The organism is Ornithinimicrobium humiphilum, from assembly GCF_006716885.1.
In the GTDB taxonomy this organism is placed as follows: Bacteria; Actinomycetota; Actinomycetes; order Actinomycetales; family Dermatophilaceae; genus Ornithinicoccus; species Ornithinicoccus humiphilus.
In genome coordinates this window covers 299,077-323,240 of sequence record NZ_VFPU01000001.1, presented here as the reverse complement: position 1 = coordinate 323,240, position 24,164 = coordinate 299,077, and the positions used below count along the sequence as shown (strand labels likewise).

27 protein-coding genes are annotated in these 24,164 nt (G+C 71.1%); 12 read left to right on the top strand and 15 right to left on the bottom strand.

Translation table 11 applies throughout. The features are described 5' to 3' along the window. Positions 1–21: 21 nt before the first annotated feature. The 4 genes from FB476_RS01460 to FB476_RS01445 all read right to left on the bottom strand — a co-directional run bounded on the left by FB476_RS01460 (position 22) and on the right by FB476_RS01445 (position 3,333). Positions 22–774, bottom strand: coding sequence for a hypothetical protein (locus FB476_RS01460; protein ID WP_141817208.1), 753 nt, complete (start codon positions 772–774; stop codon positions 22–24). 123 nt (positions 775–897) lie between these two features. Beyond that, positions 898–1,863, bottom strand: coding sequence for a threo-3-hydroxy-L-aspartate ammonia-lyase (locus tag FB476_RS01455; protein WP_141817207.1), 966 nt, complete (start codon positions 1,861–1,863; stop codon positions 898–900). 34 nt (positions 1,864–1,897) lie between these two features. Next, positions 1,898–2,521, bottom strand: coding sequence for a protein-L-isoaspartate O-methyltransferase family protein (locus FB476_RS01450; RefSeq protein WP_141817206.1), 624 nt, complete (start codon positions 2,519–2,521; stop codon positions 1,898–1,900). Between the two features lie 17 nt (positions 2,522–2,538). Beyond that, the gene (locus FB476_RS01445; protein ID WP_141817205.1) at positions 2,539–3,333 is read right to left on the bottom strand and encodes an SIR2 family NAD-dependent protein deacylase; all 795 of its coding nucleotides are present in this window, start codon (positions 3,331–3,333) and stop codon (positions 2,539–2,541) included. Between the two features lie 41 nt (positions 3,334–3,374). On the opposite strand from FB476_RS01445, the gene FB476_RS01440 reads away from it, so the two are divergent. Continuing rightward, positions 3,375–4,286 (top strand): phosphotransferase family protein, encoded by a 912-nt coding sequence (locus FB476_RS01440; RefSeq protein WP_141817204.1) that lies wholly within the window; start codon positions 3,375–3,377, stop codon positions 4,284–4,286. Here the strand turns inward: FB476_RS01440 and FB476_RS01435 are convergent, their stop codons facing one another. Next, positions 4,287–4,973: a response regulator gene (locus FB476_RS01435; protein WP_202876870.1), complete on the bottom strand. Its 687-nt coding sequence runs from the start codon at positions 4,971–4,973 to the stop codon at positions 4,287–4,289. Further along, positions 4,966–6,267, bottom strand: a complete 1,302-nt coding sequence (locus tag FB476_RS01430; RefSeq protein WP_141817203.1) for a sensor histidine kinase — start codon at positions 6,265–6,267, stop codon at positions 4,966–4,968. Before FB476_RS01430 ends, FB476_RS01435 begins: the two co-directional genes overlap by 8 nt. Positions 6,268–6,429: 162 nt before the next feature. On the opposite strand from FB476_RS01430, the gene FB476_RS01425 reads away from it, so the two are divergent. Together FB476_RS01425 and FB476_RS01420 are read left to right on the top strand one after the other, a co-directional pair. Further along, the gene (locus tag FB476_RS01425; protein ID WP_141817202.1) at positions 6,430–7,335 is read left to right on the top strand and encodes an ABC transporter ATP-binding protein; all 906 of its coding nucleotides are present in this window, start codon (positions 6,430–6,432) and stop codon (positions 7,333–7,335) included. Beyond that, on the top strand, positions 7,332–8,168 hold the full coding sequence (locus FB476_RS01420; RefSeq protein ID WP_141817201.1) for an ABC transporter permease: 837 nt from the start codon (positions 7,332–7,334) through the stop codon (positions 8,166–8,168). The genes FB476_RS01425 and FB476_RS01420 overlap by 4 nt, the downstream gene beginning before the upstream one ends. A gap of 24 nt (positions 8,169–8,192) precedes the next feature. Here FB476_RS01420 and FB476_RS01415 read toward each other — a convergent pair whose 3' ends face one another. The 4 genes from FB476_RS01415 to dnaK all read right to left on the bottom strand — a co-directional run bounded on the left by FB476_RS01415 (position 8,193) and on the right by dnaK (position 12,284). Continuing rightward, on the bottom strand, positions 8,193–8,636 hold the full coding sequence (locus FB476_RS01415) for a heat shock protein transcriptional repressor HspR (RefSeq protein ID WP_141817200.1): 444 nt from the start codon (positions 8,634–8,636) through the stop codon (positions 8,193–8,195). Next, on the bottom strand, positions 8,636–9,643 hold the full coding sequence (locus FB476_RS01410) for a DnaJ C-terminal domain-containing protein (protein ID WP_141817199.1): 1,008 nt from the start codon (positions 9,641–9,643) through the stop codon (positions 8,636–8,638). The genes FB476_RS01415 and FB476_RS01410 overlap by 1 nt, the downstream gene beginning before the upstream one ends. A 110-nt stretch (positions 9,644–9,753) precedes the next feature. After that, positions 9,754–10,401 (bottom strand): nucleotide exchange factor GrpE, encoded by a 648-nt coding sequence (locus FB476_RS01405; protein ID WP_141817198.1) that lies wholly within the window; start codon positions 10,399–10,401, stop codon positions 9,754–9,756. Next, positions 10,398–12,284: a molecular chaperone DnaK gene (dnaK, locus tag FB476_RS01400; RefSeq protein WP_141817197.1), complete on the bottom strand. Its 1,887-nt coding sequence runs from the start codon at positions 12,282–12,284 to the stop codon at positions 10,398–10,400. The genes FB476_RS01405 and dnaK overlap by 4 nt, the downstream gene beginning before the upstream one ends. A 294-nt stretch (positions 12,285–12,578) precedes the next feature. On the opposite strand from dnaK, the gene FB476_RS01395 reads away from it, so the two are divergent. From FB476_RS01395 to FB476_RS01385, 3 genes are all read left to right on the top strand, one after another. Beyond that, the gene (locus FB476_RS01395; protein ID WP_006593175.1) at positions 12,579–12,881 is read left to right on the top strand and encodes a DF family (seleno)protein; all 303 of its coding nucleotides are present in this window, start codon (positions 12,579–12,581) and stop codon (positions 12,879–12,881) included. A 1,468-nt stretch (positions 12,882–14,349) separates the two neighbouring features. Next, on the top strand, positions 14,350–14,709 hold the full coding sequence (gene cmtR / locus FB476_RS01390; protein ID WP_114906267.1) for a Cd(II)/Pb(II)-sensing metalloregulatory transcriptional regulator CmtR: 360 nt from the start codon (positions 14,350–14,352) through the stop codon (positions 14,707–14,709). Then, positions 14,706–15,305, top strand: coding sequence for a cadmium resistance transporter (locus FB476_RS01385; RefSeq protein WP_114906266.1), 600 nt, complete (start codon positions 14,706–14,708; stop codon positions 15,303–15,305). The genes cmtR and FB476_RS01385 overlap by 4 nt, the downstream gene beginning before the upstream one ends. A 317-nt stretch (positions 15,306–15,622) precedes the next feature. On the opposite strand, the gene FB476_RS01380 is transcribed toward FB476_RS01385, so the two are convergent. Further along, positions 15,623–16,324 carry an 8-oxoguanine DNA glycosylase OGG fold protein gene (locus tag FB476_RS01380; protein ID WP_141817196.1) on the bottom strand — a complete coding sequence of 234 codons (702 nt, stop codon included), beginning with the start codon at positions 16,322–16,324 and terminating at the stop codon, positions 15,623–15,625. Positions 16,325–16,517: 193 nt separating this feature from the next. On the opposite strand from FB476_RS01380, the gene FB476_RS01375 reads away from it, so the two are divergent. Beyond that, positions 16,518–17,945 carry an SNIPE associated domain-containing protein gene (locus FB476_RS01375; RefSeq protein WP_141817195.1) on the top strand — a complete coding sequence of 476 codons (1,428 nt, stop codon included), beginning with the start codon at positions 16,518–16,520 and terminating at the stop codon, positions 17,943–17,945. A gap of 60 nt (positions 17,946–18,005) precedes the next feature. Here FB476_RS01375 and FB476_RS01370 read toward each other — a convergent pair whose 3' ends face one another. Beyond that, positions 18,006–19,157 carry a PDDEXK family nuclease gene (locus tag FB476_RS01370; RefSeq protein WP_141817194.1) on the bottom strand — a complete coding sequence of 384 codons (1,152 nt, stop codon included), beginning with the start codon at positions 19,155–19,157 and terminating at the stop codon, positions 18,006–18,008. A 107-nt stretch (positions 19,158–19,264) separates the two neighbouring features. Further along, complete coding sequence (locus FB476_RS01365) at positions 19,265–19,609, bottom strand: MerR family transcriptional regulator (RefSeq protein WP_141817193.1); 345 nt, start codon at positions 19,607–19,609, stop codon at positions 19,265–19,267. A 157-nt stretch (positions 19,610–19,766) separates the two neighbouring features. Here FB476_RS01365 and FB476_RS01360 point away from each other — a divergent pair, with 157 nt between their 5' ends. Together FB476_RS01360 and FB476_RS01355 are read left to right on the top strand one after the other, a co-directional pair. After that, positions 19,767–20,087, top strand: a complete 321-nt coding sequence (locus tag FB476_RS01360; protein ID WP_141817192.1) for a DMT family transporter — start codon at positions 19,767–19,769, stop codon at positions 20,085–20,087. A 24-nt stretch (positions 20,088–20,111) separates the two neighbouring features. Then, positions 20,112–20,516 (top strand): DMT family transporter, encoded by a 405-nt coding sequence (locus tag FB476_RS01355; RefSeq protein WP_141817191.1) that lies wholly within the window; start codon positions 20,112–20,114, stop codon positions 20,514–20,516. A 6-nt stretch (positions 20,517–20,522) separates the two neighbouring features. Here FB476_RS01355 and FB476_RS01350 read toward each other — a convergent pair whose 3' ends face one another. Further along, complete coding sequence (locus tag FB476_RS01350) at positions 20,523–20,948, bottom strand: SRPBCC family protein (protein ID WP_141817190.1); 426 nt, start codon at positions 20,946–20,948, stop codon at positions 20,523–20,525. 99 nt (positions 20,949–21,047) lie between these two features. Then, positions 21,048–21,161, bottom strand: a complete 114-nt coding sequence (locus FB476_RS16810) for a DUF1905 domain-containing protein (RefSeq protein WP_238329501.1) — start codon at positions 21,159–21,161, stop codon at positions 21,048–21,050. Positions 21,162–21,799: 638 nt separating this feature from the next. Between FB476_RS16810 and FB476_RS01335 the strand changes: the two genes are divergently transcribed. The 3 genes from FB476_RS01335 (at position 21,800) to FB476_RS01325 (ending at position 24,160) form a co-directional block, all read left to right on the top strand. Then, entirely contained in the window at positions 21,800–22,417 is a 618-nt protein-coding gene (locus FB476_RS01335; RefSeq protein WP_141817189.1) for a flavodoxin family protein, read from the top strand. Between the two features lie 105 nt (positions 22,418–22,522). Continuing rightward, entirely contained in the window at positions 22,523–23,113 is a 591-nt protein-coding gene (locus tag FB476_RS01330; protein WP_141817188.1) for an AMIN-like domain-containing (lipo)protein, read from the top strand. A 63-nt stretch (positions 23,114–23,176) separates the two neighbouring features. Next, complete coding sequence (locus tag FB476_RS01325) at positions 23,177–24,160, top strand: NAD-dependent epimerase/dehydratase family protein (RefSeq protein ID WP_141817187.1); 984 nt, start codon at positions 23,177–23,179, stop codon at positions 24,158–24,160. The last annotated feature ends 4 nt before the right edge of the window (positions 24,161–24,164 follow it).

Below are 24,164 nucleotides of genomic sequence, written 5' to 3'. Positions count from 1 at the left end.
GGGTCCGAGTCGGCGGGTCCGTCAGAGGTTGGTGATCCCCCCGGTCGGAGCCTCGCCCTCGCCCTCCGCGTCGGCCGCGCGCTTCTGCTCGGTCTGGATCGCGAGGTTGCGCATCATCCAGCCGGCCAGCAGGTTGAAGCCGGCGAAGCCGAGGAAGAGCCAGGTCAGCCAGCTGGTGTCACCCGCGTAGACGCGCAGCAGCGAGAAGACCAGCAGCGCGGCGCCGATGACCAGGTAGAGGACCGCGCGGCGGCGCAGCATCCGGGGGTCGACGCGCGGGTCGTTCAGCGGGTCGACCGGGCCGGCGGGCGTCGCCGGGACACCGGCCGCGGGGGCGTCGTCCACGAGGTCGTCCGAGCCGTCGTCGAAGAGCCCGTCGTAGCCCCGCCCCGTCTGCGGGTCGTAGGCCTCGTAGCCCGTCTCCATCGCGACCGCGCGCACGGCGCGGCGGGCGAGGTCGTGCACCCGGGCGCGGCCGGCCGTCTCCTCGGTCGGGAAGGACACCGACGCGGACCGGTCGTAGAGCTCGACCTGCAGACCGCTCTCGGTCGCGGTCAGCTCGCCCACGACGTCGCCGTCGGTCTCCTCGGCGACCCAGACCTCGACGGGCTCGGTCAGCACCTCGCGCAGCCGCGCCTCGATCCGGCGGAAGGTCGCGACACCGGCCTCCAGCGCCGCGGCGTCCATGGGCGGGCCGTCCAGCTCGTCGGCGGCGACCACCTCGGCCCAGTCCTGGCCGGGCCGTCGGGGGTAGAGGGCGATCTCGTAGGTCATGGGCCCATCCTGACGGCCCCGGGGGCCGCCGTGCCAATCCGCGCCTGCGGGGTATGCCGTGCCACGACCCGCCGAGACCCGCCACCGCGACGCAGCAAGGCCGCCGCCCAGGCCGTGTCCCCGTCAGCCGACGAGGGAGGCGAAGCGCGCGAGGTCGACGTTGCCGCCCGACAGCACGACGCCCACGCGGCGACCGGCGACGTCGGGGATCGCGCCGGAGAGCAGGGCGGCCAGCCCGAGCACGGACGTCGGCTCGACGACCTGCTTGAGCGTCGAGGCGACGACAGCCATCGCCTCGACCAGCTGCTCGTCGCCGGCGGTGACGATCCCGGTCACGCCGTCGCGCAGGATCGGGAAGGTCAGCTCGCCCAGGTGCAGGGTCTGCGCGCCGTCGGCGATGGTCCGCGGGGTCTCGATGGAGACGATCCGGCCCTCCGCCAGCGAGCGACGGGCGTCGTCGCCGGCCTCCGGCTCGACGCCGTAGACCCGGGCCTCGGGGGCCAGCGCCCCGGCCGCGAGGATGCTGCCCGAGAGCAGGCCGCCCCCGCCGAGCGGGGTGACGACCACGTCCATCGGGCCGCAGTCCTCGAGCAGCTCCTTGACCGCCGTCCCCTGCCCCGCGATGACGTGGGGGTGGTCGTAGGGCGGCACCACCGTCATACCCCGCTCCTGCGCGAGGGCCGCGCCGATGGCCTCACGGTCCTCCGTGTAACGGTCGTAGCGCACGACCTCGGCGCCGTAGCCCTGCGTCGCCGCGACCTTGAGCTCGGGCGCGTCGTGCGGCATGACGATGACCGCCGGGATCCCCAGCTCGCGAGCCGCGAGCGCCACCGCCTGGGCGTGGTTGCCCGAGGAGTAGGCGACGACGCCGCCCCGCCGCTGGTCGGCGTCGAAGGCCGACAGCGCGGTGAAGGCCCCGCGGAACTTGAAGGCCCCCACCCGCTGCAGGTGCTCGGCCTTGAGGTGCACCTCGCACCCCGCCAGGTCGTCGAGCCGCCGCGAGCGCAGCACCGGCGTCCGGTGGGCGACCCCCTCGAGCACGGCCGCTGCGGCCTCGACGTCGGCATACGTGGGGAGCGCGGTGCTCATGCGGCCTCCTGGGGGCGTGGTCCGGGTGCGCCCCTCAGTCTTCCCGGTCCCGCCGCCGGGGCCACCACCGACCCCGGCGGCGCGCGGTCCGCAGGGGCACGAAGACGTAGGCCCCCGGCTCGGTCTCCACCTCGGGGCCCTCGGCGGCGTGCCGGACCCGCACCATGCGACCTCCGAGCGGCAGGACCATCAGCCCGTCCGGAGCGAGCTGGTCGACCAGCTCGGCCGGCAGCTCGGAGGCCATGGCCGAGACGAGGATGCGGTCGAAGGGTGCCTCGTCCGGCGCTCCCAGGACGTCCGGGTCGGCGACCCGCACCGCCGCGTGGGCCAGCCCGTCCCGCTCCAGCCGTCGGGAGGCGTCGGCGACGAGGTCCTCGACCAGCTCGACGCCCAGGACGCTCCCGGTCGGCCCGACCAGCCGGGCGAGGATGGCGGTGGTCCAGCCCGAGCCGCTGCCGACGTCGAGCACCCGCTGGCCCTCCTGCGCGTCGAGCAGCTCGAGCATGATCCGCACGGTGGTCGGCTGGGAGCAGGTGGAGCCGTGCCCGAGCTCGACCGGCCGGTCCACGGCGGCGAGGTGCGCGACCGACTCCGGCAGGTATGCCGTGCGCGGCGTCGCGCGCATCGCCGCCTCGACCCTCTCCCGCGCCGTGGTCATGACCTCGCCCCGTCCGGTCAGCCGCTCGCGCGGGCCCGCTCGACGACCGACACGAGGGCGGGCAGCGCCTCGCCGGCGGGCGCACGCCAGACCTCGTCGGCGGCCTCGGTGATGCCGCTCTCGCGCGGGTTGATCTCCACGACGGGCACGCCGCGGGCGCCCGCGAGATGGGGCAGCGTCGCGGCCGGGTAGACCAGCCCCGAGGTGCCGACGACGAGCACGAGGTCGGCGGAGCGGGCGGCCTCCGCGGCGGCGTCGAAGTCGTCCTCCGGCAGCGCCTCGCCGAACCACACCACCCCCGGCCGGACCGGCCCGCCGCAGACCCCGCACTCCGGCGGCTCCAGCAGGGCGACCGGCTCGGTCACCTCGGGATAGGTCTCCTCGCTGGCGCGCCCGCAGGCCGAGCACCGCAGGTCGAAGAGCCCGCCGTGCACGTGGGCGAGCACCCGGGCGCCGGCCCGCTCGTGCAGGTCGTCGACGTTCTGCGTGGCGATCGTCAGGTCGACGTCGGGCAGCTGCTGCCAGCGGGCGATCGCGACGTGGCCGGCGTTGGGCTGCGCCCGGCGCACGAGGGTGGCGCGCCAGGAGTACCACGCCCACACCTGCTCGGGGTTGCGTTCCCACGCCTCCGGGGTGGCCAGCTCGCCCGGGTCGAAGTGCTCCCACAGGCCCACCTGCACGTCGCGGAAGGTCGGCACGCCGGACTCGGCGGACATGCCGGCCCCGGTGAGCACGCAGACGCGCCGGGCGGGGACCGCGAGCGCGGCGACGGCCTCGGGCACGTCCTGGATGACATCCTGCTGGTCGGTCATGCACCCATGATCGTGGACCGACGCCGGGGAGGGCAGGCTCGATGGCCACCAGCACGTCGTCCGGGGCGGCGCACCGAGGCACCGCCGCGCTGCTGCGGCTGTGGGACCGGCTCGACCTGCCGCCGGACGAGCCCCAGGTGCTCTCCGACCGCGGGTCGCTCATGGTCCGGATGCCCGCCGCCGGCGTGGTGGCGCGGGTCTCCAGCCACACGAGCCTCGGTCGCCCCGACCCAGGTCGCTGGTTCGACCTCGAGGTCACCGTGGGGCGGCTCGCGCACGCCGCCGGCGCCCCGGTCGTCCCCCCGGCGGAGCGCCCGCCCGCGGGTCCGCACGAGGTCGACGGCGTCTGGATCTCGCTGTGGACCGACGTCGGCGACGGCGCCGACCGCCGCGCCGACCCGGTCGAGACGGCGACCGCGCTGGCCGCCTGGCACGACGCGCTCACCGGCGCGGGTGCCGACCTGCCCTGGCTGACGGTCGCCCACGAGGTCATCACCGGGCCGTTGGAGCACGCCCGGCGCCACGGCTTCCTCGACGAGCGCGAGCACGCCGCCCTCCGGCGCGAGCACGAGGAGGCCCTGGCAGGGATCGAGGGGCTGGGCACGACGTCGGTGCTGCTCCACGGCGACGCGCACCGGGGCAACGTGCTGCGCGACCGCTCGGGCCGCTGGCTCTGGGCCGACCTCGAGGAGGCCTGCCGCGGCCCGGTCGAGTGGGACCTGGCGGTCCTCGGCAGCACGCCGACGCCGGAGATCGGGGCGCAGGCCCTCACGGCCTACGCGCGGATCACGGGGCGCCGGGTTCCCGACGCCGACGAGCTGACGCGCTGGCGCCGGCTGCGCGACCTCGAGGGCAACGCCTGGGCGATCGGGTGCGCCGTCAGCTTCCCCGAGCGGTATGCCGCTCCCGCCCGGGCCTACGTCGACCGCGTCCTCGGCGGCCGGGTCGGCTGATCAGTCGCCCTCGATGAGCGTCGCGTCGTGCACGAGCAGCGCGATCTGCACCCGGTTGGCGAGCCCGAGCTTGGCCAGGATGCTGGAGACGTGCGCCTTCACCGTGGGCACCCCGAGGTAGAGCTCGCGGGAGATCTCGGCGTTGGAGGCGCCCCGCGCCACGGCCCGGGCGACCTCGAGCTCGCGCTCGGTCAGCACCGCCAGCCGCTCCCGCGCCTGCCGGGAGCGCTCGTCGCGCTGGTCGCCGCCGTGGGCCCCGCTGGAGACCTGGCCGACCAGCAGCGCGGTCACCGAGGGAGAGAGCGCGTGGTCGCCGGCGGCCACCTCGTGGACCGCGGCGACGAGCCGCTCGGGCGGGGTGTCCTTGAGCACGAAGCCCCGCGCGCCCGAGCGCAGCGCCTCGACGACGTAGTCGTCGGCGTCGAAGGTGGTGAGCACGAGGACCTGGGTCGAGGGATAGGCCTGGAGCACCGCGCGGGTCGCGGCCAGCCCGTCGACGCGGGCCATGCGGATGTCCATGAGCACGACGTCGGGCCGGAACTTGCCGACGATCTCCACGGCCCGGTCGCCGTCGTCGGCCTCGGCCACGACGTCGACGCCGTCGGGACCGCCGAGCATCATCCGCAGGCCGGCGCGCACCAGCGCGTCGTCGTCGATGATCACCACGCGCGGCCGTCGCTCAGCCACGTCCGTCCTCCTGCTCCGGCCACGGCAGCTCGACCCGCACCACGAAGTCCGTCACCTCCACGCCCGCCGAGAACCGTCCGCCGGCCAGCTGCACCCGCTCGGCCATGCCGGCGAGCCCGCGGCCACCGTCCGCCACCGTACCCTCCTCGACCGGCCGCACCGGGTTGCTCACCACGACGTGCAGCCCCCGCCCGGGTGCCCCGTCCACGGTGACCGTCGCGCTGCCGTCCCGCCCGTGGCGCCGGGCGTTGGTCAGCGCCTCCTGCACCACCCGGTAGGTGTGCCGACCGGTGCTCGCGGGCAGCGAGACCGAGCGCCGCCACAGGTCCTCCTCGGCGACGAGCCGCACGGGCTGCCCGCTGCTCGTGACCTCCGCGACCAGCGCGGGGATGCCGCTCAGGCCCGGCTGAGGTGCCTCGACGCGTCCGTCCTCCCCGGCGTTCTCGCCGTCGTCGCGCAGCACGCCGAGCACCTCGCGCAGCTCCTCCAGCGCCTGGTGCGTGCCCTCGCGGATGACCTCGGCGGCCTCGCGCCGCTCGTCCTCCGGGAGGTCGGGCCGGTGCGCGAGCACCCCCGCGTGCATGGCGACGAGCGAGAGCCGGTGGGCGAGCACGTCGTGCATCTCGCGCGCGATCCGGGCCCGCTCGGCCAGCTGGGCCTGCGAGACCCGCGCCGCCTGCTCCCGCATCGCGGTCTCGGCCTGCCGCCGCCAGCTCTGCACCAGCTCGCGGCGTGACCCGACGTTCCAGCCGATCAGCACGACGATCGCGTAGACGAGCGTCATGAAGACCGCGTAGGCGAGGGCGTCCCACCAGAAGCCCAGCCCGGTGACCTGACGCTCCATGCTCGGCGGCATCATCACCGGCAGCATGACGAGCTCGTTGAAGGCCCCGGCAGCCAGGTTGACGACCCCCAGCCAGACCAGCGGCACGAGGCGCCGGCGGGTGGCCAGCGAGAGGAGCGCCAGGAAGGCCGCCGGTGCCCCGAAGGCCGAGATCGCCGAAAGACCCATCGAGACCATCGCGACCGCGACGGGGGCCCGGCGCCGGAAGGCGACGAGCACGATCACGATGTGCCCCACGAGCAGGTCGAGGACGAAGAGGGTCGTCATCGCCCGGGGCGGGTCCCCCACCTCCGCGGCCACCGACCACGGCACGACGTAGACCGTCAGGACGACCACCCAGCCGAGGACCCAGGCCAGTCCCAGCCGCCAGCCGTTCTGCCACCACGACAGCCTCGCGACCTCGTCCGTCCGCGCCGGGGCGGGGCGGATCAGGGCGGGCGCGGGCGGCATACCTCCGTATGCTAGGGGCGCCCAGGTGCGCCGACCTCCGTCCGGGGGCGGTGCCACCCCCTACCTTGGTATGCCGCTCGCCCGCCCGCGCGCGACCAAGGACACCCGGGTGCAGCCCTCCGGCCGAGGCGCGCACCCGCCCCCGCTCGCGAGGCTGGAGCCATGATCCAGATCGAGAACCTGACACGGCGCTACGGCACGTTCACCGCCGTCGACGACATCACCTTCACGGCCCGGCCCGGGCGGGTGACCGGCTTCCTCGGACCGAACGGCGCGGGCAAGTCGACCGCGATGCGGATGATGGTCGGCCTCACCACCCCGACCTCGGGGCACGCGCTCGTGCTCGGCCGGCCCTACCGCGCGCTGCCGACCCCGGCGCGGCACGTCGGCGTCATGCTCGACGCCACCGCCCAGCACGCCGGCCGGACCGGGCGCGAGACCCTCGCCCTGGCCGCGGCGATGGCGGGGATGCCGCGGCGCGCCGTGGACACCGCCCTGGAGCGGGTCGGGCTGACGCCGCGCGAGGCGGAGCGCCGCGTCGGTGCCTACTCCCTCGGCATGCGGCAGCGCCTCGGCCTGGCGGGGGCGCTCGTGGGCGACCCGCGGGTGCTCGTCCTCGACGAGCCGGCGAACGGGCTCGACCCGGCCGGGATCCGGTGGATGCGCGGTCTGCTGCGCGACTACGCCGCCGACGGGGGCACGGTGCTGCTCAGCTCGCACCTGCTGCACGAGGTCGAGCAGATCGCCGACGACCTCGTGATGATCGGTCACGGCCGGATCGTGGCGCAGGGCACCAAGGAGGAGCTGCTCCGCGGCGGTGGCACCCAGGTCGGCTCCCCCGACCGGGCACGGCTGGGCGCGGCGCTGGAGCGCGCCGGGCACGAGGTCACCGTCCGGCAGGACGGCCATCTCGTCACCAGCGCCACGGCAGAGCAGGTCGCCCGTCTGGCGCTGACCGAGCAGCTGCTCGTCACCGACCTGCGGCCCTCCGCCGGGAGCGGCCTGGAGGAGATGTTCCTGCAGCTCACCGCCGCCGAGGCCCGCGAGTCCGTGGAGGTGGCGGCATGAGCACCGTCGCCCCGCCGACCCGTTCCACCCCCGAGGAGCCCCAGATGACCACCACCACCCGTGACCCCCGGCCCGAGCTGGTCGACGTGGGGCCGGTCCCCTTCGGCCGGCTGCTGCGCACCGAGCTGCGCAAGCTCGTCGACACCCGCAGCGGACGCTGGCTGCTGATCTCGATCGTGGCGATCACCGCGATCTCCATGGCGGGGACGTTGTGGGTCAACCGGGACACGGGGGCGGGGCTGCTGCCCCTGCTCGTCGCGGCCAACATCCCCCAGGCGCTGCTGGTGCCGGTGCTCGGCGTGATGACGGCGGCCAACGAGTGGAGCCAGCGCACCGCGCTCATCACCTTCACCCAGGAGCCGCGCCGGCTGCGGGTGATGGTGGCCAAGACGCTGGCCGCGGTGCTGCTGGGGCTGGGGGTGCTCGTCGTGACGAGCCTGCTCGCGGCCGGGGCGCACGTGGCGTCGATGACGGCCGTCGACGGCGGTGAGGTCGACCTGGCGATCGGCTGGCCGATGGCCTTCAACGTGGTCGTCCTGCAGGCGCTGGGGGTGCTGCTCGGCGTGGCCTTCGGCGCGCTCTTCCTCAACGTGCCGCTGGGCATCGTGGGCTACTTCCTCGTGCCGACGCTCTCGCCGATGATCTTCCTGCTCACCGCCTGGCTGCGGGAGCACGCCGCCTGGCTCGACCTGGCGACCGCGCAGGGCCCGCTGCTGGAGCCGGCGTGGTTGACGGGCCGGGAGTGGGCGCAGGTCGGCACGACCTCCGCGCTGTGGATCCTGCTGCCGCTGGCGGTCGGCTGCTGGCGGGTGGTGCGCCGCGAGGTGAAGTGATCTGCGGCGCCCGTGCGCCGTGGCTCAGCCCGTCGGCCAGCCGCGCGGGCGCCACAGCGCGAGGGCCGTGGTCGAGGACGTGCCGCGCGGGCGGGTGCCGGCGCGGAGCGCGACGACCTCGCCGGAGCGGCCCGCGGCGAAGACCCGCGGGGCCTGGCCGAGGGCCTCGCGCAGGGCGTGGTTCTCGGCGGACAGGCGGGCGGCGTGCTCGCGCAGCTGCTCGACCTCGCGCTCGAGGTCGAGGATGCGCTGGATGCCCGCGAGGCTCACGCCCTCGGAGGAGAGCCGCTGCACCTCCCGGAGACGGTCGATGTCCCGGGAGGAGTAGCGGCGTCCGCCGCCCCGGGTGCGCGAGGGGACGACCAGGCCGAGGCGGTCGTACTGGCGCAGGGTCTGGGCGTGCATCCCGGCGAGCTCGGCGGCCACCGAGATCACGTAGACCGGGGTGTCACGGTCGACGACGGCCATCACGCCCCCGCTCTGCGCACCAGGTCTGCCCGCGGGTCGAAGCCGGCCTCCTCCTCGCGCAGCGTCTCGACGGCCTGGCGGGCCGCGTCGGACAGCCGCTGCGGGACGACGACCTGCACCTTGACGAGCAGGTCGCCGGTGCCCTTCCTGGTCGCGATGCCGCGGCCCTTGACGCGCAGCACGCGGCCGGAGGGGGTGCCCTCGGGGATGCGGACCTTCACGGTGCCGCCGTCGAGGGTCGGCACCGGGACGGTCGCGCCGAGCGCGGCCTCGCTGAAGGTGACGGGCAGGTCGACCGTGAGGTTGTCGCCGTCGCGCCCGAAGACGGGGTGCGGGGTGACCGTGACGTGCAGGATCAGGTCACCGGGCTCGCCGCCCTGGACGGGCGAGGGCATGCCCTTGCCGCGCAGCCTGATCTTCTGGCCGTCCTTGACGCCGGCGGGGATGCGGGTGGTGACCCGGCCCCCGTCGGGCTTGCTGAGGGTGATCGTGTCGCCGCTGGCGGCCGACCGGAAGTCGAGGGTGGTGCGGGCCTCCACGTCCTGGCCCTTCGGCACGCCCCGTCCGGCGAAGCCACCCGGGAAGCCGCCGCCGCGCCCGCCCTGCTGGCCGAAGCCGCCGGCCGCGCCGCCGAAGGCCCCGAGCAGGTCCTCGAGGTCGATGCCGCCGCCGTTGCCGAAGCGGACGTTCTGGGCGCCCCCGCCGAACATCTGCGAGAAGACGTCCTCGAAACCCGCCCCACCAGGGCCGCCGGCGGTGAAGCGCGCGCCGCCGCCCATCGCGCGGACGGCGTCGTACTGGCGGCGCTGGTCGGGGTCGGAGAGGACCGCGTAGGCCTCGCCGATGTCCTTGAACTTCTGCTCGGCCGCCTTGTCACCCGGCTTGGAGTCCGGGTGCCACTCGCGAGCCAGCTTGCGATAACGCTTCTTCAGCGTCGCCTCGTCGACGTCCTTGGGCACACCGAGGATCGCGTAGAAGTCCTTGTCGACCCAGTCCTGGCTGACCAACGGTCCTCACCTCCTCTGGTCCGTGTCGGTTCGTTCACATCGTCGTGGGTCCCCCGCCCCCTCCCGGCCGACACGCTGGCCGGCCGGGAGGGACGAGGGGTATGCGGTGCTCAGGCCGGGTCGGCCACCGCCACGCGGGCGGGTCGCACGACCTTGTCGTTGACCACGAAGCCGGGCTGGATGACCTGGACGACCGTCATCTCCGTGGTGCCCTCGGGCAGCTCGACACCCGGCGCGTCGGCCGGCATGTGCATGAGCGCCTCGTGGACGTTGGGGTCGAAGACGTCCCCGACCTCGCCCACCCGGCGCACCCCGAACTTCTCCAGGGTGCCCTCGAGCTTGTCGGCGATGGCCCGCAGCGGGGTGCCCTCGGCGAGGTCACCGTGCTGGCGGGCGGAGTGGATGTCGTCCATGACCGGCAGCAGGGCCTCGATCACCGTGGACACGGCCCGGTCGCGGTCGGCCTCCCGCTCCCGCTGGGTGCGGTTGCGGAAGTTGACGAACTCCGCCTGCATCCGGCGCATCTCCTCCAGCCGCTCGGCGGCCAGGGCGGTGTCCGGGTGCACGTCGTCGGCCGCGGCCTCGCCCTCGGCTGCCGGAGCGGCGTCGGGCCGGCCGGCGTCCTCGGACGCCTCGGGCGTGCGGGGCTTGCCGGTCTCGGGGTCGATGCGGCGCTTGTCCCGGATCACCGGCCCCGTGGCGGGGTGCTCCTCCTCGCGGGGAGCACCGCCGCCCGTGGTGCCGTCGATGTCGGTCACTTGGTCTCCTCGTCGTCGACGACCTCGGCGTCGACCACGTCGTCACCGTCGGTCGAGGTCGAGCCCTCGGAGCCGGTGGTGCCGGCACCCGCACCGGCGTCGCCGGCGGCGGCGCCCTGCGCGGCATACATCGCGGAGCCCATCTTCTGCGACTCGGTCGACAGGGTCTCCATCTTGGCCTTGATGTCGTCGAGGGAGGCGCCGGAGTCGGCCTTCAGGGCGTCCTTGAGGTCGGCCAGGGCCGTGTCGACCGGGCCGCGGGCGTCGGCCGGGACCTGCTCGCCGTTGTCGGCGAGGAACTTCTCCGTCGAGTAGACGAGCTGCTCGGCGGTGTTGCGGGTCTCGGTCTCCTCCTTGCGCTTGCGGTCCTCCTCGGCGTGCGCCTCGGCGTCCTTGATCATGCGCTCGATCTCGTCCTTCGGCAGCGCGCTGCCGCCGGAGATCGTCATCGACTGCTCCTTGCCGGTGCCGCGGTCCTTGGCGGACACGTGCACGATGCCGTTGGCGTCGATGTCGAAGGTCACCTCGATCTGCGGCACGCCGCGCGGGGCGGGGGCGATGCCGGTCAGCTCGAAGTTGCCGAGCAGCTTGTTGTGCTGGGCGATCTCGCGCTCACCCTGGTAGACCTGGATGCCCACCGACGGCTGGTTGTCGCTGGCCGTGGTGAAGACCTCGCTGCGCTTGGTCGGGATCGCGGTGTTGCGCTCGATCAGGCGGGTCATGATGCCGCCCTGGGTCTCGATGCCCAGGCTCAGCGGGGTGACGTCGATCAGCAGGACGTCCTTGCGCTCGCCCTTGAGGACACCGGCCTGCAGGGCGGCACCGACGGCGACGACCTCGTCCGGGTTGACGCCCTTGTTGGGCTCCTTGCCGCCGGTGAGCTTCTTGACGAGCTCGGTCACGGCGGGCATCCGGGTCGAGCCACCGACGAGGACGACGTGGTCGATCTTGTCGACGGAGATGCCGGCGTCCTTGATGACCTGGTCGAACGGCGCCTTGGTGCGCTCCAGCAGGTCGGCCGTCATCTGCTCGAACTGCGCGCGGGTCAGGGTCTCGTCCAGGTGGACGGGGCCGTTCTCACCCATCGACAGGTACTGCAGGTTGATCGACGTGCTGGTCGAGGAGCTGAGCTCCTTCTTGGCCTGCTCGGCGGCGTCCTTGAGACGCTGCAGGGCGATCTTGTCCTTGGACAGGTCCACGCCGGACTGGTTCTTCACGACGGTGACCAGGTGGTCGATGATGCGCTGGTCCCAGTCGTCACCACCGAGCTTGTTGTCACCGTGGGTGGCCTTGACCTGGATGGTCGCGAAGCCGTCGTCGGCGTCCTTGCCCACCTCGAGGAGGGAGACGTCGAAGGTGCCGCCACCGAGGTCGAAGACAAGGATGAGCTCGTCCTCCTTGCCCTTGTCGAGGCCGTAGGCCAGGGCGGCCGCGGTCGGCTCGTTGACGATGCGCAGGACGTTGAGGCCGGCGATCTCGCCGGCGTCCTTGGTGGCCTGGCGCTCGGCGTCGTCGAAGTAGGCCGGGACGGTGATGACCGCGTCGGTCACCGGCTCGCCCAGGTAGGCCTCGGCGTCGCGCTTGAGCTTCATGAGGGTCCGCGCGCTGATCTCCTGCGCGGTGTAGGTCTTGCCGTCGATCTCCGGGCTCTTCCAGTCCGTGCCCATGTGGCGCTTGACGGAGCGGATGGTCCGGTCGACGTTGGTGACGGCCTGCCGCTTGGCGACCTCACCGACGAGGACCTCGCCGTTCTTGGCGAAGCTCACCACGGACGGCGTGGTCCGGCCGCCCTCGGCGTTGGCGATGATCTCGGGCTCGCCGCCGGTCAGCACGGCGACAGCGGAGTTGGTGGTGCCCAGGTCGATGCCGACTGCACGTCCCATGTGGTTCTCCTTGATCGGAAGGTACGGCCACCCGCGTGGGTGGGCGTGGGGTTGACACGTCTGCACTCAACTCTGTGCGGACGGCTTGGTGTTGTCAAACCGAGGCTCACTGAAGTTGAGTTCATTAGGCTCAACTCTGGGGGTGGTCGAATTGTTCCCGCCGGGCGGGGGCGGGGGGGTCGTGGCGAACAGACCAGCCCGTAGGTTGCTCGCGCAAGTTGTCATAGCCACCCGGTGGTCGAGAATGGAGAGCCCGTTGACCAACTTGGTGCAGGGGTCAGGAGATGGAGGCAAGTGTTGCGACTCGAACTCTTCTACTTCGACGGCTGTCCGCACTGGACCGTCGCGAATGAGCGACTGTCCGAGGCGTTGACCCGACTGGGTCGTGTCGACGTTGTGGTCGAGCGGCGCAAGGTTGAAACACCTGAGGACGCCGAACGGGTTGGTTTCACCGGATCACCCACGATCCGCATCGACGGCCACGATCCATTCTCCAGCGGCGCCGAGCAGGTCGGTCTGGCGTGCCGGGTCTACCAGATACCAGCAGGTCTCGCGGGCTCACCGACCGTAGATCAACTCACCGAGGTGCTCTCGTGAGGCGTGTACTGAGGCTGCTCGCTGGTGGCTACCTACTTCTCGCTCTCGGCAACAAGGCAGCCGAGGCGGCCGGAGCGATCAGGTGCGGCTGCGCGGAGGACTGCTGGTGCAGACGTCCTGGCCTGAATCTGTTCCGGTGGGTCTTCCCGTGGGGACACCGCAGCACCCACACCGCCCATGAAAAGGCCTCACTCGAGGTATCGCAGGAGTAGTCGCAGGTCGACGTCCGTCCCAACGCTTCCTTCGACGAACGCGACGCCACCGATTCGGATGTGCGGAGAAGCGGCCTACCGGTTTACCGCGGCTCGCTCGGGCGGTCAGCACCAAGGGTGTTCCGCGGAGCACCCCTTCGCCGGGTGCGCGAGGGTTGCCGCCAAGACAGCAGACTCGCCGTTAGGCCACTCATGTGGCGCCACGCCGGGCCTAGCCCTGGCCGTGACCAGGAGCAGGGCGCACCCAGGAGCCCCGGTGCCAACGACCCGGAGAGAAGCACGTTTGCTGGGTCAGCCTCGCTGAGCGCCGATCCACCACTCGGGCCGCAAGACCAGCGGACCCTCGTATACGACACTGCGGCACCGATGCTGATCACCGCCGGCGACAACGCCAAACCGAATCAAGTCAGAGGTTTCGCTCGCCAAGATGTGTGCTAGCGTGGCGGCGACTGGACAATAAGGAAGGATCGTCACCGTCGTCGCCGCTATTGCCGTTGCCGCTGTTGCCTGGTGCGTTAGAGGGGCACTCGCTTCCCTAGTCCCCTCCGCTCTGCAGGCTATGGCGAACCGAGCGAACCGGAACATTTCCCCTCCCACGTGGGTTTCGAACGCAATCTTCGGCTGTGCAGGTGGGCCCGTGCTTCGCGTTCTCACTTCGCAGTGGCTGAGGAATAAGTTCGTGGCTGCTGTCCTCGCAATGGTCATTCGACTTAACTCGTAGATGGCTCAGCTCTGGTTCCCCGCCCTCATCCTGTTTGCGTGCGTAGCGATAAACTTCAGTGCGCTAAAGGCGGCAGGTGAATCTCGTCCCGATCATCCCCTGGTGGAGCGTCGCTCCCCCGAGAGTCGAAAGCATTTCGCTGCGGCTACCCTGGTTTATGCGGTCGCACTAGGGGTGCTCCTAGTGAAAGTTAATGCTTGGCCCTGGTCTGCTTCTTTGGCGCTCCTCGGAATGCTATTCACGTTGGTTGGATGGCATGGGTCGAAGAAGTAGGTCGGAGACGTTGACTGACCTGAGCGGACGCTGTCACCTTCGGGGAAGGCGGGCGGCACCGCGCCCAGTGATGCGGTACCCGGGCTGCAGGACTGCGTGGCCGCCCACTTCTCCGTCAGCATGAAGCACTTCCACTTTCCAGCTCGAACCACCCGACCACGCCCGAACGCGAGCACGCCGCCCACGCATGAGGCAGGCCTGCCCGCCCTAATGCGCTTGCCGTCACCGTGATCAATTCAGTCGTTGCTGTATTGTTCAGCGTGTGCTGACCGTTGCTTCTCGTCTCGATGTGATGAACCGGTTGGGCCGGGCTCTGGCCGACCCCACCCGGTCACGACTTCTTCTGGTGCTGCTCGAGCGGCCGGCCTACCCCGCGGAGCTGGCGAGCGACCTAGGGCTGACGCGCTCTAACGTGTCCAACCATCTCGCGTGCCTGCGGGACTGCGGCATCGTGATCGCCGAGCTCGAGGGCCGTCGGACACGTTATGAGATCGCGGACCCACACCTGACGCGCGCGCTGAACGCACTGGTTGAGGTCACTCTCGCAGTAGACGAGAACGCGCCGTGCCTCGATCCTGCTTGCTCGATTGACGGAGGCTGCACCGCCGAGGCGCGCGCATGATCCTGTCCGCGGTCCTGCAGGCGATCGGCCTGTTCATCGCGACCAACATCGACGACATCATCGTGCTCTCGCTGTTCTTCGCCCGTGGTGCGGGACAGCCCGGGACGACCGCCCGGATCGCCGTGGGCCAGTATCTGGGGTTCGCGGGCATTCTTGGCGCGGCCGTACTCGTCACCGTGGGCGCGGATGCGTTCCTGCCCCCGGCAGTTATCCCGTACTTCGGACTCATCCCCTTGGCCCTGGGTGTTTGGGCCGCCTGGCAGGCCTGGCGCGGGGACGACGATGATGATGACGACGCCGAGGTCGCCGGCAAGAACGTCGCGGTCTGGACCGTCGCCGGGGTCACCTTCGCCAACGGCGGGGACAACATCGGCGTCTACGTGCCGGTCTTCCTCAGCGTGGGACCGGCGGCCGTGGTGGCCTACTGCATCGTGTTCCTCGTGCTTGTCGCGGCCCTTGTGATGCTGGCCAAGTTCGTGGCCACCCGCCCCCCGATCGCCGAAGTCCTCGAGCGGTGGGAGCACATCCTGTTCCCCATCGTCCTGATCGGCCTGGGCATCGCCATCCTGGTTGGTGGCGGGGCCTTCGGTCTCTGAGGATTCCGACAAGTTAGTGAGACAGCGCCTCGTCTCACCAACTTGTCGCCCCGCAGGTCAGCGAACCACTCCCCCGGACAGATCACGCGAGAACCTACACGAGCGAATCTCGACGATCCGCGATCACGTGAGCACCGCGACGCCCCACCGGGCAGCCCGCCGCGCGCTCAGCGGGCCCCCCGGCGTGTCGTGCACATCGACAAGGTGTCCTGCGGCGTGTCGGTCGTCAGAGCGACCAATCTGCACCAGCCACTTCGCACGCGTCGTTCCTTACGGTCCGCCGATGGGCCGGGCGAGATGGCGTCGCTGCTAGCAGGTCATCTTTCGGCGCTGGCGAAGGCCCATCGCTCGACCTCGTCCGGCCCGACCGACCTTCCCACCTCGGTCTGCGCCGCCTCGGCCCAGGCTCGGAGCTGGTCGAGGGTCACGAGGTAGTCACTCACGCCGTACTGGGAAAGAGGGCGGAACCGCGGATCCTGCCCCGTGTCACGAAACAGGGCAGCTCGGACGAACTGGTCCACGATGAGGCACGGGTGTTGCGGCTCACCGCCGCCGGCGAAGTAGAGGAACTTAGTGAAGAAGTTGGGCCCCAGCCACGGATAGGCGTTGCGCCGATCTGGACGGAGCATGGTGAAGGCCGGCGCCGGGTCGCTCTTGGATGCCTGTGCCGCTTCTCGCAGACGGCTGCCGCTGTTGGGGTCGGCAAGAACGCTCTGGATCCGGCGCGCGTTGTTACGATGTCTGGTACCCGTTCCCCACGCCAACGTGTGCCACAACAGGGTCAGTGCTCCTTCACCACTCTCGTCCGCAGACGCACGTGCGGCGAGCGAGAACAGATCGGAACGCGCGATCCACTGGTGTCCGTCGGCGGCAGTCCCGCGCACGGGCCCACCTGGAAGCACCTTCGAGTTCCACCAATCCGTCCGCACCTTCACCGCATGGGCGTGGATCGCCTGATCGCGTGACCGCGAACGCAGCCATTCGACCAGTGGTGCGGGAGGCGGCACTACCTCGGTCATGGCTCTCCTCAGATTTGCGAGACGTGGTGGAACCATAGCGACCCCATCGAACCAGGAGGCCGCTTCGACGGCCACCGCCCCAGCAGCCAGGGCGCCTCGCGGTCGCCAACCTGCAGGTCAACCGAATACACCGCGTCCGCCGACTGCGAGGTCGGTTAACGTCCCTTCGAGTGACACGATCAAGGGGAAGGTCATGAGTACACCACCTGCAAACTGGTATCCAGACCCGCAGCAGCCGGGCATGCTGCGGTACTGGGACGGCATCCGCTGGACCGAGCACGTTCACCCGCAAGCACCAACCCAGCAGGCCCCCGTGCAGCCCCACCCCGCCCAATCCGAGCAGCCATGGGGTGGTTCGACCATCCCGCAGCAGACTCCTGACAAACCCAAGGTGAAGTTCTTCGGCGCCCGCAAGCAGGCCGAAGAACTTCTCGAGCGGAATGCCCACCTGGAGCAGGTCGTGTCCGAGATGGGCGCGCTGGACGTTGCAGACATGAACGCCCGCCGAGCCGGGCTTCAGCGCGAGATCGCCCAGCTCGAGACGCAGATCACCACACTCACAGCTCAGCTGCGCGACGTCGAGCAACAACTCGTCGATGCTAAGGAACAGGTCGAGCTCCAGGAGTTCGGTTACTACAGGTTCCATCACCCAGCGGAGAACTCCGTGCAGCTGGCGGCGGAACTCGCCTCCGTGCGCGACCAGCTGAAGCAGCTTCAGCGGGAGAAGAAGGCCGCGACCCGTTCCACCAACTTCACCTACAACAACTCGGCGAGCCAGGGGCGGAAGTTCGTCAACGACCTGCACGACATGATGCTGGCCGCCTACAACGCGGAGGCCGAGAACGCGGTCAAGTCTGTCAAGGCCGGCAATCTCGGGGCGGCCAAAGCACGGCTCGAGAAGGCTGCCGAACGCATCCGGAAGCGGGGAAAGATGGTGGACGTCGCCATCACCCCCTCCTACCACTGGCTCCGCCTGAAAGAGCTCGAGCTCGCTGCCGACTTCTGGATGATGAAGGAGCAGGAGAAGGAAGCGGAGCGGGCGCGCCGGGAAGAGCTGCGCGAGCAGAAGAAGGCCGAGCTAGAGCTCGCCCGTGAACGGGAGAAGCTGGAGAAGGAGCGCCAGCACTACGTATCGGCCCTAGTTGCACTTGAGGCGCGAGGCGACACCGAGGGGGCCGAGAAGATCCGCGCACAGCTGGCCGAGACCGAGCAGGCCATCGAGACCGTGGACTACCGCGCGGCGAACCAACGAGCCGGGTACGTCTACGTCATCTCGAACATCGGCGCCTTCGGCGAGCGGATGGTCAAGATCGGCATGACCAGGCGGCTCGAACCCATGGACCGCATCAACGAGCTCGGAGACGCCTCCGTCCCCTTCCGGTTCGATGTCCACGCCCTCTTCTTCTCACCCGATGCGGTGGGCGTGGAGACGGCACTCCACCAACGGTTCGCTGCCCAACGGGTCAACAAGGTCAACACACGCCGCGAGTTCTTCTACGTCACCCCCCACGAGGTGCTCGAGGCTCTACGCGAGCACGTGGGCGCCGTCACGGAGTTCATCGAGGTGCCCGCCGCCGAGGAATTCCGGCTCAGCCAGGGCAACCCGGACACAGCCTTCTAGGTCGGAACTCCGGGACGGGCAACCCGGTGGTCAGGCCCTCCCGAGGGACCACCTCCGTGCTCATGCGGTGCTCCAGTGCGGAAACCTTGCCTTCAGGCGCTCGATGGTGTGTGCCCACTTGGGGTCCTGGGGCTGAGCCACGATGTTCTGGTTCCCGAAAAGCCCGGGTTCGTTGAAAGGATCTTCCCCTGCCGCCACGCAGTCGAGCCACTTCACCGCGACGAAATGCTCGATCGCGTCGCCCTCCTCAGGCCCGTGCCACTCATGCTGCGTCACCTGGGAGAAGCACTTCTGGACCCCGTCTACGGACACCTGGAAATCCGTGAGCGGAACAGGACGTGCGAGGACCTCCGCCACGCCGAGATAACCGGTCTTCGGCGCATGAACCCAGATTCGGCCGCCTACCGGAAGCCGGAAGAGCGGCTGGCTGAAGAGCCGGCCAGAATCACTACGACCGCCCGCACTTACGAACCCATACGTGCGAGCTTCACCCCAGGGGCGCCCCCCGTACGCCATGTACCACTCGCCGTTCCAGGGGACCTTATTACGTCGGAGCTCCTGCTCGGCCTGCTCCTTGGTACGCACCCGAACCTGGTAGTCCTCGGCTCCCTTGAACGGGATCACCTGGAGAAAGTCGAGAAGGAGCCGCCCCTCGAGCTTGTGGACCGCCAGGCGAATGGCTGTGATGTCGATGCCCTTGGCGCTGAGCCACATGATGGCTGACGTGACCTCGAGCGAGAAGTCCTCCGACACGAGCACTATGCGCACATCCCGACCGAACTCCTCCTCCGCGTCCTCGGCATCGATGTGCTCCACGATGCGCGTCCGCGCCGCCTCTACGTCGACCGGCTCGCCGGCGGCAGCGAGGAACTGGGCGAAAGCTCGTGCTGCTTGATCAAGTGTCATTGTCGACACCATGGCGGCGTAGCGAACCGCCTGGAGTTCCATGTGCTCGCCCGTGTTGCCCCGTTTGAGCTCGATCACCACGAGATTGCCGCGGCGGTCAACTCCCAGGAGGTCGATTCGCCGCTTGGAGTCCGTCCAGTCGGCAAACTCCTCGGCAATGACCAGTAGATCTCTGGCCCCGTCGATCTCGTGCAGGTGCTGGCGCAGGTAGGCCTGGAGATGGCGACGCTCCCACAGATGCTCGGCAGCCAAGGTGGTTTGGTCGAGCTTCAGAAGTCCATCATCTTTCACTTCGAAGAGCGGCACGGCGAATCCTTCACATTGCTGAGCGGCGGCCCCCAGACCCCGCAACGTACCGCACGGTCCCTCGCACTTGGCGCGCCCGGACAGGCAGCGCGGCACGAGCTAGCGCGCTACACCACGGCCTCCCGCCGAAGTTCGGTCAGCACCCCCAGCTCGTGGTCCAGGTGCCGGCGCTCGTGCTCCAGCCGCCTGATCTCGGCGTCGAGGCGGTCCGCCAGCTCCGACGTCCGCTCCTCCGGTGGGGCGGCGAGACAAGGCAGGAGCTCGACGATGACCGAGCTGCTCAACCCGGCGGCGAAGAGGTGCTGGATGAGGATGACCCGGTCCACGGCCTCGGCGTCGAAGCACCTCCACCCGCGCCCGTCGCGGTGGGCCTCGATGAGGCCCTCCTGCTCGTAGTAGCGCAGCGACCGGGCACTCACCCCGGTGGCGTCGGCAAGCTCTCCGATGCGCACGTCCGATCCCCTCCCGTGTCGTCGGCGGCGCGGCCAGGCCCATCGTAGGCACACGAAAGAGACTTGAACCTGACATCGGTGTCAGGTCCGACAGTGACCGCATGACACGTCACACACCCTTAGAACGCGCGCCAGGCCCACCCCGGGGAGGTCGCCCATGAGCTGGATCTTCCTCGCCGTCGCGGTGGTCTTCGAGGTCGCCGTGGCCGTCTCGGCCGGGCTGGCTCGGGGCTTCACCCGCCTGTGGTGGACCGCTGCCACCCTCGTCTGCGGCGCCGTCGCGACCTTCTTCCTCAGCCTGGCGCTGCTCACCTTCGACGTCGGCGTCGGTTACGCGCTGTGGACCTCGCTGTCCGGCGTGATCCTCGTCGTCGTCGGCACCCTCTTCCTCGACCAGCCGCTCACCGCCTCCGAGCTGCTCGGCATGGCCGTCGTCCTCACGGGCGTCGTCGGGCTCAACCTCACCGGCGCCGCCTGACGGCCGCGGACGACAAGGACCCCCATGACGACGACCATCAACCCTGCTTCCGCCCCCGGCACCGTGCCGCCCCAGCGTCAGCGCCGCAGCGGCGCGTGGGCTGCGCTGCTCACCGCCGGCGCCTTCGAGGTCGGCTACGCCCTCAGCGTCAACGGCAGCGACGGCTTCACCGATCCGATGTGGTCGGCCGCTGCCGCGGTCTACTTCCTCGGCACCCTCTTCTTCCTCAGCGTCGCGCTGCGGCGGATCGACGTCGGGATCGGGTATGCCGTGTGGGCCGGCATCGGCGCCGTCGGCGCCCCCGTGCTCGGCCCCGTCCTCTTCGACGAGACCCTGACCCTGACGAAGGCCGCCTGGCTGGCGGTCATCATCGGCGGGGTGGTCTGGCTCAAGCTCGCCGACGCCCCGCCCAGGGAGAGCGATGGATGACGACCCTCAGCCGGCACCCTCGCACCGGGCCTTGAGCCCCTGCGCCTCGTTCGCCAGGTAGCGGTCGGTCAACCCTCGGTAGAACCGTCCCATCAGCGACCCGAGCCACCCCTCCTGGGCCACGGACAGGCGGACCCGCGTGCCGCCGTCGGCCAGCGGCTCGAGGTCGTGCCGGGCGGTCGTGTGCACGCCGGGACCCGTCGCGACCCAGGTGAACGAGCGGCCCGGCTCCAGCTCGGTGACGGCATACTCCGTGGTCGGGATCCGGGGCTGGCTGACCCGCGCGCGGCTGCCCACCTGCAGCGGGCCCTCCTCGAGCCGCTCGACCGAGGTCACGGTCGGGGTCCACGCCAACCACGACTCCACGTCGCTGAGCACGTCCCACACCCGCTCGGACGGTGCGGCGATCTCCACGCTGATGCTCTGCTCCATGGCCCCATCCTGGCCCTCGGCGCCAGCGCAGGACACCCGTTCCGCGACATCTGCCCATGCTCGAGCACGGGCGGATGTCGCGGATCGCGTGTCGAGCGCTCAGCTGAGCCGCTCGGTCAGGTGCACCTCGACCTCGTCCCCGTCGGTCTTCCCGATCGCCTTCCGGACCTCGGCGGCCATGGGCAGCTTGTGGGTGCCGTCGCCCAGCGCCATGAAGGCCCCGCGGAAGGGATGCCCGTCGACCGTCCCGGCACCTTGACCAGCCCACGCGTGCCGAAGATCGTCGCCGAGTCCGGCAGCTGGACGCAGGTCCAGGTGTCGCCGGGACGCACCTTGCCCAGCCGTGCGGTGAAGGTGAGGTCCAGCGGCCCGGCGGTCACGCGCCCTCACCCCCGTCGTCCTCGAGGTAGACGAGGCCGTTGCCCTCGGGGTCGGTGAAGGAGAACATCGGCGGCACGCCGTCCAGCAGCACCAGCTCCTCGTTGTGCAACGTCACCCCGGACCCACGGATGCGTTCGTGCGCCTCCCGGGCGTCGGTGGTCCCGAGCCGCACGGCCACCGGGGATCTCGCCGTCCGGCGGCAGCAGGAGGATCGCCACCGACGAGCCGGGCGGCACCACCTCGATCAGGCGCGCGCCGGGCCAGACCTCCACGTCGGCACGCACCTCGCAGCCCAGCACCTCGGTGTAGAAGCGCAGCGCGACGTCCTGGTCCGCCACCGGGACCGAGACGCTCAGGACACGGGTCGTCTTCGCCATGGTGGTTCGACTCCGCGGGCCGCCCGCACTCATCGCCGGACCGGCCCGGCGTCCCGCCCTGCGCCCCGCCCGGGACGGGCCTAGCGTCGATCCATGACCGACACCCAGCCCCTCACCGCGCTCGTCCTCAACTGCACGCTCAACCCCTCGCCCGCCGCGTCGAGCACCGAGCTGCTCGGCCAGCAGGTGCTCGACGAGCTCGCGAAGCACGGCGTGACCGGCAGCCAGGTCCGCGTCGTCGACCATGACATCCGTCCCGGCGTGGAGCTCGACATGGGCGAGGGCGACGAGTGGCCGGCGATCCGTGAGCGGGTCATGGCCGCCGACATCCTCGTGCTCGCCACCCCGACCTGGATGGGCCAGCACTCCAGCGTCGCCCAGCGGGTCCTCGAGCGGCTCGACGCCGAGCTGTCCGAGACCGACGACGAGGGCCGCCAGCTGACCTTCGGCAAGGTGGCGATCGCCGTCGTCGTCGGCAACGAGGACGGCGCGCACCACATCACCGCCATCCTCTTCCAGGCGCTCAACGACGTCGGCTTCACGGTGCCCGCCCAGGGCGGCACCTACTGGAACGGCGAGGCCATGCACTCGGTCGACTTCAAGGACCTCGACGAGACGCCCGAGGAGACCGCCTCGGCCACCGCCACCGCGGCGCGCAACGCCGCCCACCTGGCCCGGCTGCTCCGGGAGACCCCCTACCCGCCGGCCTGAGGTCGTATCTGCACCTTTTCCTCCCCCTCCGGCGACATAGAGGTATGACGCGAGCGCGCGCCATACCCACCGGGGCACCCGCCCCACGTCCGAGGGGAAGAACTCATGGGGACTCGACAGCACCTCCGCCGTCTCGGCACCGTGGCCACCGCCGTCGCGCTGGCCGCCGGGCTGACGGCACCCGCCTCCGCGGTGACCGCGCCCGCCGCGCCCGTCGCGGCGGCCACGCCCTACTGCGGCATCACGTGGGGCTCGCTGGCCAAGAGCAGCTCCACGACCACGACCGGCACGCTGACCAACGTGCGCTCGGGCCGCCACGCCTGCTTCGACCGGCTCGTCCTGGACGTCGCCAAGGTCCCGGGCTCGCTCGGCTACGACGTCCGCTACGTCACGACCGTGCGGGAGGACGGCAGCGGCAAGGCCGTCCCGCTCAAGGGCGACGCCGACCTGCAGATCGTCCTGCGGGCACCGGCCTACGACGGCAAGGGGCGGGCCACCTACACCCCGAGGAGCCGCACCAACCTCGTCGACGTCACCGGCTACTCGACGTTCCGGCAGGTCGCATGGGCGGGCAGCTTCGAGGGGCAGACCACGATCGGGCTGGGCGTGCGCGCCCGGCTGCCCATGAGGGTCATGGTCCTCGACGGCCCCGGTGACGGGGCACGGCTGGTCATCGACGTCGCCCACCGCTGGTGAGCGACCCGCCGGCGCAGGGCACGCCCCCTGCGCCGGCGGCCCTCCGTGCCGCAGGATGACCCCATGGACCTCCTCATCCTTGGTGGCACCGGCTTCCTGAGCGGCGAGATCGCCCGCGCCGCCCTGGCCGACGGCCACACCGTCACCTGCTTCGCCCGCGGCTCGCGGCCCGCACCGGTCGGCGCCGATCTCGTCACGGGCGACCGTGAGGACGACGACGCGCTGACGCCGCTGTCCGGTCGCCACTTCGACGCGATCGTCGAGATCACCAGCCAGCCCGGCCGGGCGAAGCGGGCGGTGCGCGACCTCGACACCGACCACTGGGTGTTCGTGTCGACCGCCAACGTCTACACCGAGTCGCCCGACCTCGAGCGCGACGAGGACGCCCCGTTGCAGACGCCGCTGGGGTCCGACGTGCTGGAGGGCATGGAGGACTACGGCGCGGCCAAGGTCGCCTGCGAGCAGATCTTCTCCGGCTCCGGGCGCACCGCGACCCTCGTGCGCTCCGGCCTCATCGGCGGCGACGGCGACGCCTCTGGCCGCACCGGCTACTGGCCGTGGCGCTTCGCGCACCCGGTCGACGGCGGCCCAGACGTGGTCGTCCCCGACGACCCCGACTTCCCGTGCGCCGTCGTCGACGTGCGCGACCTCGCCGACTTCTGCCTGCGGGCCGCGGTCGAGCGCCTCGAGGGTCCGTTCAACGTCACCGGCCCGACCGTCCCGCTCTCGGAGGTCCTCGCCACGGCCAACGAGGTCGCCGGCAGCAACGCCCGTCCGCTCCCGGTCGCCCCCGAGCGCCTGCGCGAGCTCGGCGTCAACCCGTGGATGGGCCCGCGCTCGCTGCCGATGTGGATCGACGTCCCCGAGATCCGCGGCTTCGCGACCATGGGCACCACCCGCGCCCGGGCCGCCGGCCTCACGACCCGGCCCCTGGCCGAGACCCTGGCAGCAGCTCTCACCTACGAGGAGACCCGCGAGGGCGACCGGCCCAGCGGCCTGACCGACGAGGTCGAGCGCGAGGTGCTGGCCGCCGTCCGCGGGGCCTGACACG